This is a genomic window from Planktothrix tepida PCC 9214 (assembly GCF_900009145.1).
Taxonomy (GTDB): domain Bacteria; phylum Cyanobacteriota; class Cyanobacteriia; order Cyanobacteriales; family Microcoleaceae; genus Planktothrix; species Planktothrix tepida.
Genome location: NZ_LN889800.1, coordinates 62,870 through 77,656 on the forward strand (window position 1 = coordinate 62,870; position 14,787 = coordinate 77,656).

A 14,787-nucleotide genomic window follows, 5' to 3' on the forward strand; every position below is an offset into this window, starting at 1 on the left:
GACTTACGTTCCTAATTCTTATCTATTTTCTCTAAATTAATCGCTCTATTTTTTAAGTTTTAACGTGGGGATCAAGAGATAGCCAGTAATTTCTCCCACTGATTTCCTAACCACCTTCTTCCCTCTGTTATTGATAACAATCCTAAACCTCTGAAAAGATTCAATCCTAGGGTGTTGAGCAGTGCCCAATTAGTCGCCGCTTGTACTTGATGAATTTTCATACTATCCTCTTTAAATAACACATCTTTTACCCAATAAACTTGATTCTCAATCCCCCAATGCCCTTTAATCTTTTGGGAAAAAAATTCGGCTTTTTCCCAGATACTACTTATATAATAAACCGTTTCTCTATAAGGCTTTTTTCCTCTGTATCCCCACCGCTCTACCTGAATTATACTTTGAATATGTTCCCAAGGGCTTTCAATTTTTATCGATTTTTTAAACACTGATACCCGACGAGTTATTTCTCGTCTATGACCCCGCTCTTTTTGAGTATTTATACTTTCAGCTTTTGTCGTCTTTATGATTTTTTCAATTTGATTATACAGCTTGATTTGATTCTTCTTAACAGCGATTAAATAATCGTTTCAACTCTCCATAATCTTTTGTGTTGTGGTGACATTACAATGTAACGCATCCGCCGTTATTAACTTTCCTTTTAGACCACATTTTCCTATTATCTCTTGGGCTACAGCTTGTTCTGACCCCGTTTTACTCTCGAACTTTTCCGTCGCTAATACTAATCCGGTTTCTTGACTAAATAGAGATACCATTATTACCATGTTTTGTCGCTGATTTCCGGGGTCTTTTACCGTACTTCTTAAGCTTTTTCCATCGATTGCTAATCCCTCTATTCCCTTTAATTTAGGAGAATTCTCTGTTGACCATTTTTTTACTATTCTGCTTAAATCTTTCTCATCTACTCCTCTCATTACTCTCCTTATTGTTGAATAAGATGGCATTTCTTGGCTATAGATATTGAATGTTCTTTTCAGGATCACTTCGTTGGCTTTGACAAAATATCCCATCTCTCGATATCCTTGGTATCCTGACATCACCCCTAAAACTACTACTAATAACACTTCCCATAACCCATACCTTTTTCCCTGATTTTTTCGGAAATCCTTGACTTCTTTTAAATTTTCTATTAAACTTTTTAGCATCTTTGATTTTATAAAAAATGGCGATCGCTCTTCATTTTATCAGGCTGCGATCGCTATCTCTTTACTCTTTTTCATCCGACTTTGAAACAGCCCTGCCCCCTCACCCCCCTGATGGGTTACTCCCTGCTCCCCAAATCTTCAAGATAGAGGGAAGATAAAAGACACAAGGAAGCATTTAAGTTTTGTTTGCATTTACCAAAACTGCTTCCTAGATACTGTGCAGATTGTTCAGGATTTGATGAGGTTGTTACGACCTTCTCATATTACTGTTCCGTTCAATCAAGGCATCTATTTTGATAGCCATCAGGGGTCATTTCATGAAAAATATTCTTGTTGTTTTAGGACTGGTTGCTTCCACAAGTTTTACCATGTTCTCCATTTCTTCTGCTCATGCAGTCCCGTCCAAATCCGAGGTCAATAAAACTACCATCGAGCGTTGGACAACAAATGATTACAAGGGAAAAAATGAGGATGGGGAAGCCGAAGACATCGATACGAAAAAAGCTAAATAAATACCCCTAACGCCAACTTACTCCTACGCCAATGCGATCGCAACCCTGCCGTTTGGCTTCCTGTAGAGCCTCCTCAGCAACAGTGATTAAGGGATCTGGAGGTAAGTCAGGCAGAGGAATCGCCGTTGCCACCCCTAAACTAAGCGTCAGGTAGGAACTAATCTGGGATTTAGGGTGGGAAATTTCAAGCTGCTTAATTTTAGCTCGAATCAGCTTGGCAACTTCTATCGCCCCCGAACTGCCCGTATGGGGTAACAAGATGGCAAATTCTTCCCCACTATAACGAGCCACTAAATCCGCCGGACGCTTAATGCAAGTGCTCATCGTTTGAGCAATGGTTTGTAAACAGATATCTCCCTGATAATATCCATAAGCTTCGTTATAGCCTTGAAACCCATCCACATCCCCAATAATTAGGGATAAGGGTATTTTTTCGCGGGCTAAACGTTGCCATTCTCTGAATAAATATTCATCAAAATAAGGACGGTTTGCTAATTGTGTTAAGGAGTCAAACCGACTCAAATGCTTTAAGTGTTCCGTTGTCGTTTGTAACTGTTGGTTAATTTGTTCGAGTTGTTGTTCTGCTTTCCGACGAGCCGAAATTTCTTGCTTTAACTGAAGTCTGGACTGTTCCATAGCCTTCTGATTCTGACAATCATGCCAAATATTTCTAATTCTTAAAATGACTTCTTCAGGATAAAAAGGTTTTCTAATTGAGTCACAATGAAGGTTGGGTTCTAACAGAAGAAAACGGCTCTGTTCAGGACAGGAAATCAAGAAAATAATAATAATATTCTGGCATTGATTGTGATAAAGCTTTAAAAAGATATCAAGACAAAATTCTTGATTTTGATACTCTAAATAATCTAAAAAAACAATATCAGGCAGTTTAAACTTTAACTCTTTTAATGCCACAGATCCATTTAAGGCAGTTCTAATAGAATACCCTTGTTCCACTAAAATTTGAGATAGATGTTGTACATCCTGGTCATGGGAATCAATAATTAAGCAATCTAAGAAAGGAGATACTGGGGCTGGCAAAATCATAAGTTTCATCAAATAAAATAGAGTTCAAAATCAGAATTGATTCAGATTGAGCCGATGCTTCTTCTTCAATACTCATGAACTCTTCAATGATCCAAAACTCCCTGATTCACACTCAAGATGACACCTACAAACCCAGGATCAGGGAAAACTTAAAGTTAATCTTGATTGTACTCTTTCCTTGATCATAGACCTCTTGCTGTTAATCTAACGAAACAGTGTGTGAGGAAATTAGGCCATGACGGTCAAAATTCTATCTTTGAGTAATGGTCATGGGGAGGATGCGATCGCAGTTCGGATTTTACAAGAACTTCAGCAACAACCCCACCCCCTAGAATTAGCCGCTTTACCCCTGGTGGGACTGGGACAAGCCTATGGTCAACTGGACAATGTACCGATTATTGGCCCGGTAAAATCTCTCCCTTCCGGGGGATTTATTTATATGGATCAAGACCAACTTTGGCGAGATCTCCAAGCCGGGTTATTTCCGTTAATTCTTCAGCAATATCAAACCCTTCGTCAGTGGGTCAAACAAGGGGGATTTATTCTCGCCGTTGGGGATATTGTTCCTTTGTTTTTAGCGTGGTTGAGTGGTGCTAATTATGCCTTTGTGGGGACAGCGAAATCGGAGTATTATTTGCGGGATGAACAGGGACAGTTACCCTTAACTCAAATGTGGCGATGGTATCGCTATTTTGATTCAATTTATTTTCCTTGGGAATGTTGGTTAATGAAAAATTCTCGCTGTCGCGGGGTATTTCCCAGAGATACATTAACGGCTCAAACGTTACAGAAATATTCTATTCCCGCCCTTGATTTTGGAAATCCCATGATGGATGATTTAGAGCCCATAACAACCCGTTTTCATCAACCCCATCTTGAACAGGAAGAAAGACAGCGATCGCTGGTCATTACCTTACTTCCCGGTTCTCGTCCTCCCGAAGTTTATCACAATTGGGACTTAATTTTACAGGAGGTTCACAATATTATTCAAGGGTTTACTGATCCGAATCAAGGTTTAATGGTTTTACCCGGAAATCATGTCCGTAGCTATCAACGGTTAGTGTTTCTAGCTGCGATTTCCCCCGGTTTAGAGTTATCCTCCTTTTGTGAACCTCTCACGGCTTTAGGGTGGCAAGAAAGCTCGGATTTAACCCAAGCTGATCTTAACTTTTATTGGGGTCATGGAGACTTAATATTTTCGTTGGAAAAGGCAACATTAATCTTAACAAATCAAGGGTTTAATGCGTGTTTAAGGTTAGCAGATGTAGCCCTTGCAATGGCAGGAACTGCAACGGAACAGTTTGTTGGTTTAGGGAAACCTGCGATCGCAATTCCCGGTACAGGGCCACAATTTACCCCAACCTTTGCTGATAATCAACACCGTCTATTAGGGCCATCCTTAATTGTTGGGCAAAATCCCACAGAAATTCCTGAAATCTTGCGATCGCTGCTTCGCAACCCGGATCGATTACAATTAATCGCAGAAAATGGCAAACGTCGCCTGGGACAGCCAGGAGCGAGTCGTCGCATTGCTGAATATTTATCAACAAATTTTACTTTTTAAGGCTTAATACGGCTTGTCTTAATTGTCCTTGATGCTGATCTAATAATTCTTGACTGGATAGGGCATCTAATCCTGTCCACTTCATCAATAACGCCAACTTCACCGATTTTCCACTTTTTTCTAATAAAAATTCGGCTTCTTCTCGATTAATTTCTGTTAAATCCATTAAAATTCTTAAGGCTCGATCTTGTAATTTTTTATTCGTTACTGCCACATCAATCATGCGGTTGCCATAGACTTTTCCTAACTTAACCATGACGCTAGTTGAAAGAATATTTAACGCCATTTTCGTCACCGTTCCGGCTTTTAATCGAGTCGAACCTGCTAAAATTTCTGGCCCTACTAATAAGCGAATATCCACATCTGCTTCAAATTCTACCTGGTCTACTGGAACACAAGCAATAAACACCGTTTTTGCCCCCCGTTGACGGGCAGCTTGTAACGCCCCCTGTACATAAGGTGTCGTCCCTCCGGCCGTAATTCCAACCACCACATCCTTATGGGTAATTTGCCGTAAGGCGATCACATTTGCCCCATCTTCAGCTTGATCTTCCAAATCTTCAGAACTGCGGACTAACGCCCCCGCCCCTCCCGCAATAATACCCTGTACTAATTCTGGGGGGGTGCAGAAGGTGGGAGGACATTCCGCCGCATCCAAAACCCCTAAACGGCCACTGGTTCCCGCACCAACGTAAAACAGTCGCCCTCCCTGATGCAAGGCGGCAGTAGTCAGGTCAATGGCTTGGGCCAATGATTCACGGGAACGGGCGATGGCCAGTAACGTTTGTACATCTTCCCGGTTGAACAAATCGACTAATTCTAAAGAACTGAATTGATCTAAGTTCTGACTACTCGCGTTGATTTGTTCGGTTAATAAATGTCCCCGTGACTCCCACTGTTCCATATTTAACTCAACCTGTATGTAATCTGTATGATTTCAGCTACTCCAATATATCCAATTTCTGTCATCAGGTGATGGTTTTCGTTAACATTGAGTGATCAGCTAAACGAATAATATCAATTACAGCCTATTTTGCTATCATTTTTTTGATAGATTAAGCGCAAAAATCGCTATTATTTAAGACTTGATCAGCAAGACATTAATCAGGGATGCAATAGATCTCTAATCGAGATCAATGGAGGTTCCGATTTAACTGATCATTAATAAAACCTTTTTAAATTAGCAACTTGACGCGATTCTCCATTGCCCTTAATATAAGAAACAATACATTTCACCATGTATTGAGAATAGAAATAAATAAACAAATCAAATAAAAAAAGCCATGTCTGAAGCCGATCTCCCCACTCCTGACTCGTTTGATCAGCCTCCTGAAGCGCCTTTATCCGAACCTTTGCCCCCGTCGGAAGAGTCCGTTAGTCCTGCTGCAACCCTTGATGAGGAGTGGGAGACGGTGAACTTTCCTAACACGATTCCCCTGGAGGAATTGTTAACTGAGTTTATCAACCAGTTAGAACAATCGGCAGAAACTGAGGCGAGGGATGAGGATTCAGCCGTTCCCGATGGGATTTTCCTAGAGGGTTCCGAGGGAAACGAAATGGCAACCGCGTCCTTAATGTCGGTGGAAGGGGAAACGGAAGATAATCCCGTGCGGGTGGTGCAAATTTTACATCAGTGTAACCAAGATTTAATTAATCGGGTGGCGGAATTAGAAGCAGAATTAGATGAAAATCGGCAGAATCGACAGAATCAAGACACAGAATTATTGCAACGTACCCAAGAATTAGGGGCAACACAAGATCAAGTTAAACGACTGTTTAAAAAGTTAGAAATTGCCAATCAAGTTATCCGACAACAACAGGTTTTAGTTGAAACCTTAACCCAACAATGGGAATCTACCCAAACTCGATTAGCACAAATGGAACGGGATTGTGCTTTAACGCAACAACGATATAATGAGCAGTTTCATGAGTTAGTTCAAGCCCAAAATATGGGTCGAGAATTGCGATCACGACTCCATCGTCAACAACGCCAAGCCCTACAATTTAAAGTAGCATTAGAACGATGTTTAGAAAATCAAGCTCAATTTGAAACCGGAAAACAAACCTTAGAATCAATTCCGGTGATTACAGAAGAACCTCACCTATTTTATTCTGCTGGTTTATTAACACCTAAAGCTCCCCCAGTACAACCTTGGTCAGCCTCTAACAATAACCCCATACATCCGATGAAAGATTCGGTTAATTCATCGACTGATTCAGGGAATATAGGTGCTCAAACATCCTTAGAATTCGAGATGACGCTTCCAGTGGTTCAAGCTTTATCGGAAGGGTTAGAATCTCTATCTTCTGAGGAAACACCATTGTCTAACCCTGAACCGTTTAAACCCCCTGTAGAATTAACCGTTTCCAACGATGAAATTCCTGTTGAAGAATCTCCCCAACCTCGATTTTTAGAAGGGGAATTAGAACGAATTCGTTTAGAATATGCTTCGTTTATTTCAGAAGATACGGATTTATTTGTCTTGCAAACGCCATCGGAAACTATGCCGATGCAACAACAATTTGCTAGATCAACGGGGGAACAATCCTTCAATTTAGAGGTAAAAAAATCTCAATCTACCAGTGCAGTAGCAGTTCAACAACGGGAATCGGAGGAAAGTAAAACTGCTAATTGGCCAGCCCCATTAATTTATCCCCAACGACGTAAAAAATTAGAGTCTTTAGCCTCAATTCACTTACCAACTTTTCCCAAAGAAAATCCCTTCTTAACGGAAGACTTTTAAGGCTCAGTTTAAAATTCTATTCTAAAACGGGTCATCTCTTCACCCGTTCACTGTTCAACACAGAGCCGATTTTTTCGATTTAAACCTTTTTCCTGAGTCTATTACTTTCCCAATCACCGTTGTAGGGGTGGCGTACAGTCATCCCTATTCATTTTTGGGGTAAGTATCCAAGAGTCAGGAAGTAGATTTGTCCCCAAAAGATTAATAACAATTTATACTGTTTTGATTAACAAGGATATCAAAATCTACCTAAAGATAGATGTCTGTTCTGGATTATAGCTTTACCAGGTAAAATTAAACACAAGTTAGTTAAAACCCCATTAATTTAAAATTCTCCTAATAAAATATGAATTGTTTACAAGCTAGACAACGCTTTTTTCAAGAAATTCAACAACCGGAGGAACAAATTGATTTAGCAAAAGCGGCTCTTTATATTGCTCAAGAAGAATATCCAGAAATTGAACCTGAAGAATATATCAATGCTTTAGATACAATGGCCTCGGAAATTTTAGAACGATTACCCCAGGAACGCTATCCTCTACGGGTGATTCAAACCATCAATCACTATCTCTATGAAGATTTAGGATTTAGGGGCAACCAAAATAACTATTACGATGCCAAAAATAGCTATTTTAATGAAGTCATCAATCGACGAACAGGAATTCCAATAACCCTTTCCCTCATTTATTTAGAGTTGTGTAAACGCATTGATTTTCCGATGGTAGGGATTGGAATGCCAGGGCATTTTTTAATCCGTCCTGAGTTTGAGGATGCCAAAATTTATGTAGATGCGTTTAACCAAGGAGAAATTTTATTTCCAGAAGATTGTACAACCCGATTAACACAAATTTATCAACAACCTATCGAAATGCAACCCGAATTTTTAGCGGCAGTTAATCCCCGCCAATTTTTAGGTCGAATGTTGATGAATTTGAAAGTTATTTATTTGAATGAAGGCAAAATTGAACAAGCTTTAGGAGTGATTGAACGGATTTTATTGCTCTTTCCAGATTCAGTCAATGAAAAACGCGATCGCGGTATTCTCTACTACCATCAGGAGCAATGGAGAGAAGCACAGCAAGATTTGGAGAATTATTTAGAAATTCTACCAATGGCTCAGGATGCTGCTATAATCCGGCAGATACTGGATCAAATGAGCCAGAATATGTAACAGTTTGGGAAGTCCCCTTCTAAGGGAACCTTAATAGAGGCCAAACAGACCTATAGAAGGGGACAACAAAATAACTGTGTTACTAAATTTTACTTGTGAGGAAGGAACAAATGAACTTAACATCAGGACGTTGGTTTCAAAAAGTTCGTAATCCCTATCAATTTTTTACTCAGGGTCTATCTAAATATATATCCCTTGCATTAGCAATGATTTTGGGATTAACAATTAGTTTAGGAATATTTGCTCAACCTGCACCTGCTATTGATGAGTTAAGATTGATGTATGGGCCAGCCAATATTTCTTTATCAATTGTCGATTTACAAACCTTTGCTCAAACTGGGGATCAGTCTAATCAACTACGTTCTTTGATTACTTTAGCTAAACTGACTCCAGATCAGGTTCAACAATTCCGTCAAGCTCTCAATTACTCTGTTCAAATTCCGACTAATGTTGTTAATGATCTGCTGGACTCCACCTATGGCAGATTAGTAGTAGGAGCTTTTAATCAATTTGTGGCTTCAGGAAGTACCGTTGACGTTGCCGTTGATAAGGTGATTGCTGCATTACGCAATGTAACCCGTGATGGTCAACTCTCAATGTTAGAATTACTTCTCAGCTACCAGGGAGTTAATGCGATTACGATTAATGTTCAAGATTTGATCAACCTCTATAATGATGTTTCTAATTTAGGAGAAGAAGCGATCGCTTTCTTGAAAGCTCAACCCGCAGTTCAACAACGCCTTTGTCAATAAGTCAGTGGGCAGAAAAATCAACAAGTATGTAACGAAAAGTTAACGGTTGGGAGTCGAGTTAAATTTTAGATGTTGCCTACTATTTCTGGATCTCCACTATTCCCATCATGCCTAAATCCTCATGATCGAGCACATGACAGTGGTAAACCGTTTTACCGAGATAATCCAGAAATGGAATCCGAATACGGACGGTTTCGTTAGCTCGCACCCGCAGGGTATCTTCCCATGCTCGATAGGCATCAGGTTGACCGTTGCGACTCACCACTTGAAAGGGATTGGTGTGTAGGTGGAAGGAATGTTCCATCCCGTCTGGGTCAACATTGACTAACTCCCAATCTTCAACTGTTCCCAGCTTGACCTCTGCATCCACCCGATTCATGTCAAATACTTGGCCATTAAACAAAAATGCCATTTGCATTCCCATTCCACGACCCATACCCATCGACATCGACATTTCAATCCGACGAGTTGTAATGGGTTGTGGTAATGATTGAACAGGCAAGAGTGTCTGGGGCAGTGGCAAGGTCGTTGGGTTCGCACCCTGATAGGTCACAGTGGCGATGACTTGCGGAGCTTGAGTTGAACCTCTTGAGTTACCGTGATACATCCCCCCCATCATTCCACTCCCCATCATTCCACCCCCCATCATTCCCATGCCACCGCGATCGTAGGGTAGACTGAGTAACCGATATTCTCCTGGTGAACGGTTTCCTTGGACTAAAACCTCTGCTCGTTCTCCGGGAGAAAGCAGTAGCTCTGGTAGCTCTACAGGTTCAGTGATCGCGCCTCCATCAGTCGCAATCAGGAAAAAGGGATGATTTTCCAGTTGTAATCGATAGAAGCGAGAGGTTGAAGCATTCACAATCCGTAGCCGGGACAGTCCGCCTGCTACCAGAGAGAAGTTGGGATTCACCTGCCCATTCACTGTTAGAATGTTTCCCTCTCGCCCCTGCATCAGATCCATGTGTCCCGGAGTGGAAATTTGCCCATTGGCATCGACCGCAAAGTCTTTGATAAACAGAAACTCTTCTTTTGCTGCCTCGATTTCAGGAATTTTATCCAATTCACCTCGCACCACAAAAATACCACCTAACCCACCAAATACCTGTTCCGCTACAAATTCATGTAAATGGGGATGATAGTAAAAAGTCCCAGCCGGGTGATTTTGAGGCAACGTAAATTCGTAAGTCAGCGTTTCGTTGGGAGGGACGCTGAGAAAGATATTATCTGCATTCTCCATTGGCGGAATGTGCAAGCCATGATAATGCAGGTTGGTTGGCTCAGAGAGTTTATTGGTGAAGCGAATTCGCACCCTATCTCCAGGCTTGGCTTCTAATCGGGGGCCGGGAATACTACCGTTATAAGTCATCAGGTGTGCCTGCTGTCTTCCCAGATTAATCAAGCTGGAGCGGGCTTCTAAGGCAACCTCTAACAATCCGTTGTTGCTAGTAGTGGAGGAGATTGCTGTTGTTTGCTCGATGGGTAGTAGTAACGCAGGACTTGTTTGACAATGAGTCAATAAAACTGATCCAGTCACACCACCGCTTAATATCAAAAATTTTCGCCGATTGATCAGATTCATAACTTTCCCTACGATCACTTAATAAAAGAGCGATCACAATTTTTACTAACGTTGTTTTGTCTCCATGCTAAGACGAAAAAATGAAACCAGGATGAAATATTACCCTCTCCCTGCTCAATTCTTAATTCGTTCCGCCACTTGTTTTAAACGTCTTAATTGAGCTTCCATGTCTGATTTTGTAACAGCAGCCGCAAAACGATTAAATCCGAATTCAATCAGAGGATTAGGGATTTCAAATTCAAATCGATTTAATAAGCAAGTTCCTGTAATTTCCGGGACACATTCCCAGCGATCGCAGCCTTGAAAATACCCTTCAAATCCCCAAACAATTAACCCGGGTTCCCGTTCTAAAACCACCGTTTTTAATGTGGGTTGAAACAGAGGAAGTTTAATCACAAATCGACAACGACCCCCTACATTTGTATCCCAGACCTCAAGGGGTTCACAACGTAACATAGGATTCAACCATTGGTGCATGAGTTCCAAATCGGTAAAACATCGTTCTACAACCGTTGCACTGGCCCGAATTAAAATGGATTGTTCAAAAACTTGACGAGATGGCATGATAACCTTCAAGCTATAGGCAGATTTTTTTCATGTTAAACGTGAAAAAGCCACGCTATTAACGAGGGAATGAGTGGAAAACCCCTAATAACGTTCAAAAATTCCCCTGTTTTCCGCTATTATAACCAGACTTTAAGATGCACCCTCGTTAAAACAGGAGAGCCAGGACTTTGCGAAGAACGGTTCATGTTCCTGTGAGACCAAAAACCTCCACTTTAGGAATTGACAACCGTTCAACTCTACAGAAAGGCTGGGAGAATGACAACCTTGCCGACGTTTGGACATCCAATAAGTAACTGGAACTATTATGAATGGAACATTTTACCAAATAGCACCGTTGGGAACGGAATTATATTCCTTATCCCCGCTTTATTTGGCTCAGGACAATCCCCTAGCGGTTCCCTTAGACTTAAATAACCTAAAGTTAGGTCAAACTTCCGTAGTGGATATTGCTTTAGCTTGTGGGATTTTATTGGTTGGCTACCTCATCGCCTTATTTGCTCAATCTTTAGTGAAAAGCCTGTTTAAAAAAACAGACTTAGATAACCGAATTGCCGCTTGGGTTTCGGGTTCAACGGCACCAGAAGATAAACTTCCGGTAGAAGATTGGTTGGGGAGTGCCATATTCTGGATTATTTTTATCTTTGCAATTGTTGCGTTTTTAGATAAGCTTCAGCTTACCGCAGCATCGACACCCTTAACCAGTTTACTGAACCAAGTTACAAATTATTTACCCCGAATATTTGGGGCGGCAATTTTAATTGCCATCGCTTGGATTTTAGCAACGATTGCCCGAACTTTATTAATTCGAGTCTTCCGAGCCTTTCGCCTTGATGAACGCTTAAATCAACAAGTGAATGATGCCACTACGGATCAATTTTCCCTGAGTGAAACCTTGGGAAATGCTCTGTATTGGTTCATCATTCTGTTATTTTTGCCTGCCATTCTGAGTACGCTTCAGTTACAAGGATTATTAGAGCCCGTTCAACAAATGCTCTATCAAATCCTTTCGATTCTCCCTAATATTGTTGCGGCTTTAGTCATTGCAGGTGCGGGTTGGTTAGTGGCTCAAGTCGTGAGTCGAATTGTCACCAATCTTTTGGCGGCGGTTGGGATTGATCAATTTGGCAGTCGTTTAGGTTTAAATCGGCTTACAGGGAATCAAAGATTATCATCTCTTATTGGATTGATTGTCTACATTTTAATTCTGATTCCTACGGCAATTTCTGCCTTACAAACCCTGAAAGTCGAGGCGATTTCTGGGCCAGCCATTTTAATGTTGACGGAAATCTTTAACGCCTTACCCCAAATCTTTTTAGCAATTTCAGTTTTAATTTTTGCTTATTTGATTGGGCGTTTTGTAGCGGATTTAGTCACTAATATTCTAACCAGTATTGGGTTTGATAATATCTTTCGCTGGTTAGGGATTCATTCTCCCCAAACTCTTGTAGTTGAGGAACGTATTATTACGGAAGAAACCATTCCAACGGAACCCACCGTTTCTCCGGTTTCTACCCGCTTACCCCAAAACACACCGTCTGAATTAGCCGGAATTATTGTGTTAGTGGGGATTATGTTGTTTGCGGCCGTCACCGCAACGGATATTTTAGGGTTAGCAGCCTTAACTTTAATTCTCAATCAAATTATCGTGATTGCGGGTAAAGTTTTGATTGGTATTATTGTATTTGCCATTGGTTTGTATTTTGCGAATTTAGCTCATGATTTAATCGTGAGTTCTGGAACTCGTCAATCCAGTCTTTTAGCACAAGCGGCTCGAATTGCGATTATTATCTTTGTCGGTGCAATGGCGTTACAACAAATGGGAATTGCCAGCGATATTGTCAATTTAGCCTTTGGTTTGTTGTTAGGGGCTGTTGCGGTAGCAATTGCGATTGCGTTTGGTTTAGGGGGACGAGATGTTGCGGGGGAACAACTTCGCAATTTCCTCTCTAAATTCCGCAATGAATAGTGAATCCCGTTTTCTGTTCTCGTAGGCTGGGACGGGTTTTTAGCCGGGATCTGGGGTTAACAGAAATTCCGAAAGAACCCGCCCCTAAACCGTAAAGCGGATTGGTTTTTTAGCCCGGAATCGGGAACGTAAGTTCAAGGGGGTTTAGGTTAAGATTTTGATCCCGAATTCAGGTTAACCGAGTTGTAGTTGATTAGCGAATTGCTCTAAGACTAACAATTCAGGAAAGCACCATGTCTAATGAAGATAATATCGCGGATCAAATTACCTGCAACAGTATTAAACTGCATGGCCCCTTACAGGGGAAAAAGATAGAAGTTAAAGTGGATGTTAAATCCGTTAAAGAGGAACAGAAACCAAAACCTGAGAAAAATTCCGATTGGGAAACTCTAGGATTTTTATTTCTGCTCCTCTTTTTCTTAGTAGCAATGGTAGGAAATTCTGTCGGGTTAGGTTCCTCTTCCAGTCCAGCCTCACAGCCGAGTTCTGCTCTTTATCGCGTTCAATATGCTCGGTTTTAAATACTGGGAGCTAACCAACCGCGAATAAAATAATAGAACGTTAAAAAATATTCATCTAAAACCCGTGTTGTTAATAATAAGGCTTCTGCACTGGGCGCGAAATCTGCCCCAGTAATATGACGAACATATTTTGTCTGATGAATAAAGGTATAAAAATTGGTGGGGGCGGGAATAACTTTAAACCCAACTCTGGCAAAGGTTAAACTCGCCCGACGCATTTCTAAGGCAGACGTGACGAGAATAATCGTTCGACCTAAACGATGTTTCTGCATAATTTGATAAATCTCAACAGCATTATTATAAGTGGTTCCTCCATGAGATTCGAGTAGAATTCGTTCTGCGGGAATTCCCATATAAATTAAAAGTTGTTTAATATCATTAGCTTCAATGATCGGATTAATTAACTCTTGACGAGGCCCCGCACTCACAATAATAAACGGTGCTCGATCTTGTCGAAAAAGTTGGGCTGCGTAGGGAATGCGATCGCCTGTATCTGTTAATTGAATTTGCTTGCGATAGGGTAATTTGGGTTCTGTGGTTCCCCGTCCTAATAAAACAATAGCCCCCGCCCGTTCTCCACAACATAAATCGGTTTGTACGGTTTTTAAGGCGACTTTTTCTACTTGTTGAGCCAGCCAATTCGCAAAGACGGGGGTACTGGCTACAATTAAAATTAATAAAGCGACTAAAATTAAAGTCGGCCCTGGTTTATCGATTTTACCATTTTTAATAAAAATAGAGGCAATTAATAAAAGTAAAATTGATAATCCCAAGGGACGAAAAAAAATTGATAAAATTCCTAATACCACTAACCCGACTTGGCTATCGGGTGAAATCAAGGCAGAAACAATTAAGACTAAAACCAGGATGAATAACAACCGACTAATTAAGCTATTATCCTTACCTCCCAAAATTTGCCAGACTTTAAACGCAATGGCTCCTACCAGTAACAGAAATAAAAGTTGAGTCAGGATAATAAACATAGCATTAGAGGAATTTTTATTATAATACCGCTTAACTTGAATCAATCCTTATTAGAACACAGGTTGAGACTCTCTGAAATGACGGTGTTCTCAAGTGTTCCAGAAATAGACGAACGGGAAAAACAATGTTTAAATTGTTGTTATAGCAATCCCAAATAGGTTGTAATCATTTAAAACTGATATGAAACAGCTAGAAGTATTACCCCTGTTCCCTG

General features: G+C 40.8%; 12 protein-coding genes and 1 pseudogene. 7 read left to right on the forward strand and 6 right to left on the reverse strand.

Going from position 1 to position 14,787, the window contains the following annotated elements:
* Window positions 1–71 precede the first annotated feature (71 nt).
* Window positions 72–1,163 (reverse strand): annotated as a pseudogene (locus tag PL9214_RS12730) (ISAs1 family transposase).
* Between the two features lie 317 nt (window positions 1,164–1,480).
* Between PL9214_RS12730 and PL9214_RS12735 the strand changes: the two are divergent.
* Window positions 1,481–1,675 (forward strand): hypothetical protein, encoded by a 195-nt coding sequence (locus tag PL9214_RS12735; protein WP_072719183.1) that lies wholly within the window; start codon window positions 1,481–1,483, stop codon window positions 1,673–1,675.
* Window positions 1,676–1,681: 6 nt separating this feature from the next.
* Here PL9214_RS12735 and PL9214_RS12740 read toward each other — a convergent pair whose 3' ends face one another.
* Window positions 1,682–2,731 carry a diguanylate cyclase domain-containing protein gene (locus PL9214_RS12740; protein ID WP_083579999.1) on the reverse strand — a complete coding sequence of 350 codons (1,050 nt, stop codon included), beginning with the start codon at window positions 2,729–2,731 and terminating at the stop codon, window positions 1,682–1,684.
* A 226-nt stretch (window positions 2,732–2,957) separates the two neighbouring features.
* On the opposite strand from PL9214_RS12740, the gene PL9214_RS12745 reads away from it, so the two are divergent.
* Entirely contained in the window at window positions 2,958–4,286 is a 1,329-nt protein-coding gene (locus PL9214_RS12745; protein ID WP_072719185.1) for a lipid-A-disaccharide synthase-related protein, read from the forward strand.
* Here the strand turns inward: PL9214_RS12745 and murQ are convergent.
* On the reverse strand, window positions 4,276–5,190 hold the full coding sequence (murQ, locus tag PL9214_RS12750) for an N-acetylmuramic acid 6-phosphate etherase (protein WP_072719186.1): 915 nt from the start codon (window positions 5,188–5,190) through the stop codon (window positions 4,276–4,278). The genes PL9214_RS12745 and murQ overlap by 11 nt on opposite strands.
* A 379-nt stretch (window positions 5,191–5,569) precedes the next feature.
* Between murQ and PL9214_RS12755 the strand changes: the two genes are divergently transcribed.
* From PL9214_RS12755 to PL9214_RS12765, 3 genes are all read left to right on the forward strand, one after another.
* Window positions 5,570–7,030 carry a hypothetical protein gene (locus PL9214_RS12755; RefSeq protein WP_072719187.1) on the forward strand — a complete coding sequence of 487 codons (1,461 nt, stop codon included), beginning with the start codon at window positions 5,570–5,572 and terminating at the stop codon, window positions 7,028–7,030.
* Window positions 7,031–7,376: 346 nt separating this feature from the next.
* Entirely contained in the window at window positions 7,377–8,201 is an 825-nt protein-coding gene (locus PL9214_RS12760) for a SirB1 family protein (protein ID WP_072719188.1), read from the forward strand.
* Window positions 8,202–8,311: 110 nt separating this feature from the next.
* Window positions 8,312–8,953 (forward strand): alpha/beta hydrolase, encoded by a 642-nt coding sequence (locus PL9214_RS12765; RefSeq protein ID WP_072719189.1) that lies wholly within the window; start codon window positions 8,312–8,314, stop codon window positions 8,951–8,953.
* Between the two features lie 79 nt (window positions 8,954–9,032).
* Here the strand turns inward: PL9214_RS12765 and PL9214_RS12770 are convergent, their stop codons facing one another.
* Together PL9214_RS12770 and PL9214_RS12775 are read right to left on the reverse strand one after the other, a co-directional pair.
* Window positions 9,033–10,535: a multicopper oxidase family protein gene (locus tag PL9214_RS12770; RefSeq protein WP_072719190.1), complete on the reverse strand. Its 1,503-nt coding sequence runs from the start codon at window positions 10,533–10,535 to the stop codon at window positions 9,033–9,035.
* A gap of 114 nt (window positions 10,536–10,649) precedes the next feature.
* Window positions 10,650–11,099 (reverse strand): SRPBCC family protein, encoded by a 450-nt coding sequence (locus tag PL9214_RS12775; protein ID WP_072719191.1) that lies wholly within the window; start codon window positions 11,097–11,099, stop codon window positions 10,650–10,652.
* Window positions 11,100–11,406: 307 nt separating this feature from the next.
* Here PL9214_RS12775 and PL9214_RS12780 point away from each other — a divergent pair, with 307 nt between their 5' ends.
* Together PL9214_RS12780 and PL9214_RS12785 are read left to right on the forward strand one after the other, a co-directional pair.
* A complete protein-coding gene (locus tag PL9214_RS12780) occupies window positions 11,407–13,068 on the forward strand; it encodes a mechanosensitive ion channel (RefSeq protein WP_072719192.1) in 1,662 nt (553 codons plus the stop codon).
* Window positions 13,069–13,301: 233 nt separating this feature from the next.
* A complete protein-coding gene (locus PL9214_RS12785) occupies window positions 13,302–13,589 on the forward strand; it encodes a hypothetical protein (RefSeq protein WP_072719193.1) in 288 nt (95 codons plus the stop codon).
* On the opposite strand, the gene PL9214_RS12790 is transcribed toward PL9214_RS12785, so the two are convergent.
* Window positions 13,586–14,572, reverse strand: coding sequence for a YdcF family protein (locus PL9214_RS12790; protein WP_072719201.1), 987 nt, complete (start codon window positions 14,570–14,572; stop codon window positions 13,586–13,588). The two genes, PL9214_RS12785 and PL9214_RS12790, sit on opposite strands and share 4 nt — an antisense overlap.
* Window positions 14,573–14,787 lie beyond the last annotated feature (215 nt).

Excerpts from the sequence above, each read along its gene's own strand:
- PL9214_RS12735 (WP_072719183.1), top strand. The coding sequence starts at position 1,481 with ATGAAAAATATTCTTGTTGTTTTAGGACTGGTTGCTTCCACAAGTTTT.
- PL9214_RS12740 (WP_083579999.1), bottom strand. The coding sequence starts at position 2,731 with ATGAAACTTATGATTTTGCCAGCCCCAGTATCTCCTTTCTTAGATTGC.
- PL9214_RS12745 (WP_072719185.1), top strand. The coding sequence starts at position 2,958 with ATGACGGTCAAAATTCTATCTTTGAGTAATGGTCATGGGGAGGATGCG.
- murQ (WP_072719186.1), bottom strand. The coding sequence starts at position 5,190 with ATGGAACAGTGGGAGTCACGGGGACATTTATTAACCGAACAAATCAAC.
- PL9214_RS12755 (WP_072719187.1), top strand. The coding sequence starts at position 5,570 with ATGTCTGAAGCCGATCTCCCCACTCCTGACTCGTTTGATCAGCCTCCT.
- PL9214_RS12760 (WP_072719188.1), top strand. The coding sequence starts at position 7,377 with ATGAATTGTTTACAAGCTAGACAACGCTTTTTTCAAGAAATTCAACAA.
- PL9214_RS12765 (WP_072719189.1), top strand. The coding sequence starts at position 8,312 with ATGAACTTAACATCAGGACGTTGGTTTCAAAAAGTTCGTAATCCCTAT.
- PL9214_RS12770 (WP_072719190.1), bottom strand. The coding sequence starts at position 10,535 with ATGAATCTGATCAATCGGCGAAAATTTTTGATATTAAGCGGTGGTGTG.
- PL9214_RS12775 (WP_072719191.1), bottom strand. The coding sequence starts at position 11,099 with ATGCCATCTCGTCAAGTTTTTGAACAATCCATTTTAATTCGGGCCAGT.
- PL9214_RS12780 (WP_072719192.1), top strand. The coding sequence starts at position 11,407 with ATGAATGGAACATTTTACCAAATAGCACCGTTGGGAACGGAATTATAT.
- PL9214_RS12785 (WP_072719193.1), top strand. The coding sequence starts at position 13,302 with ATGTCTAATGAAGATAATATCGCGGATCAAATTACCTGCAACAGTATT.
- PL9214_RS12790 (WP_072719201.1), bottom strand. The coding sequence starts at position 14,572 with ATGTTTATTATCCTGACTCAACTTTTATTTCTGTTACTGGTAGGAGCC.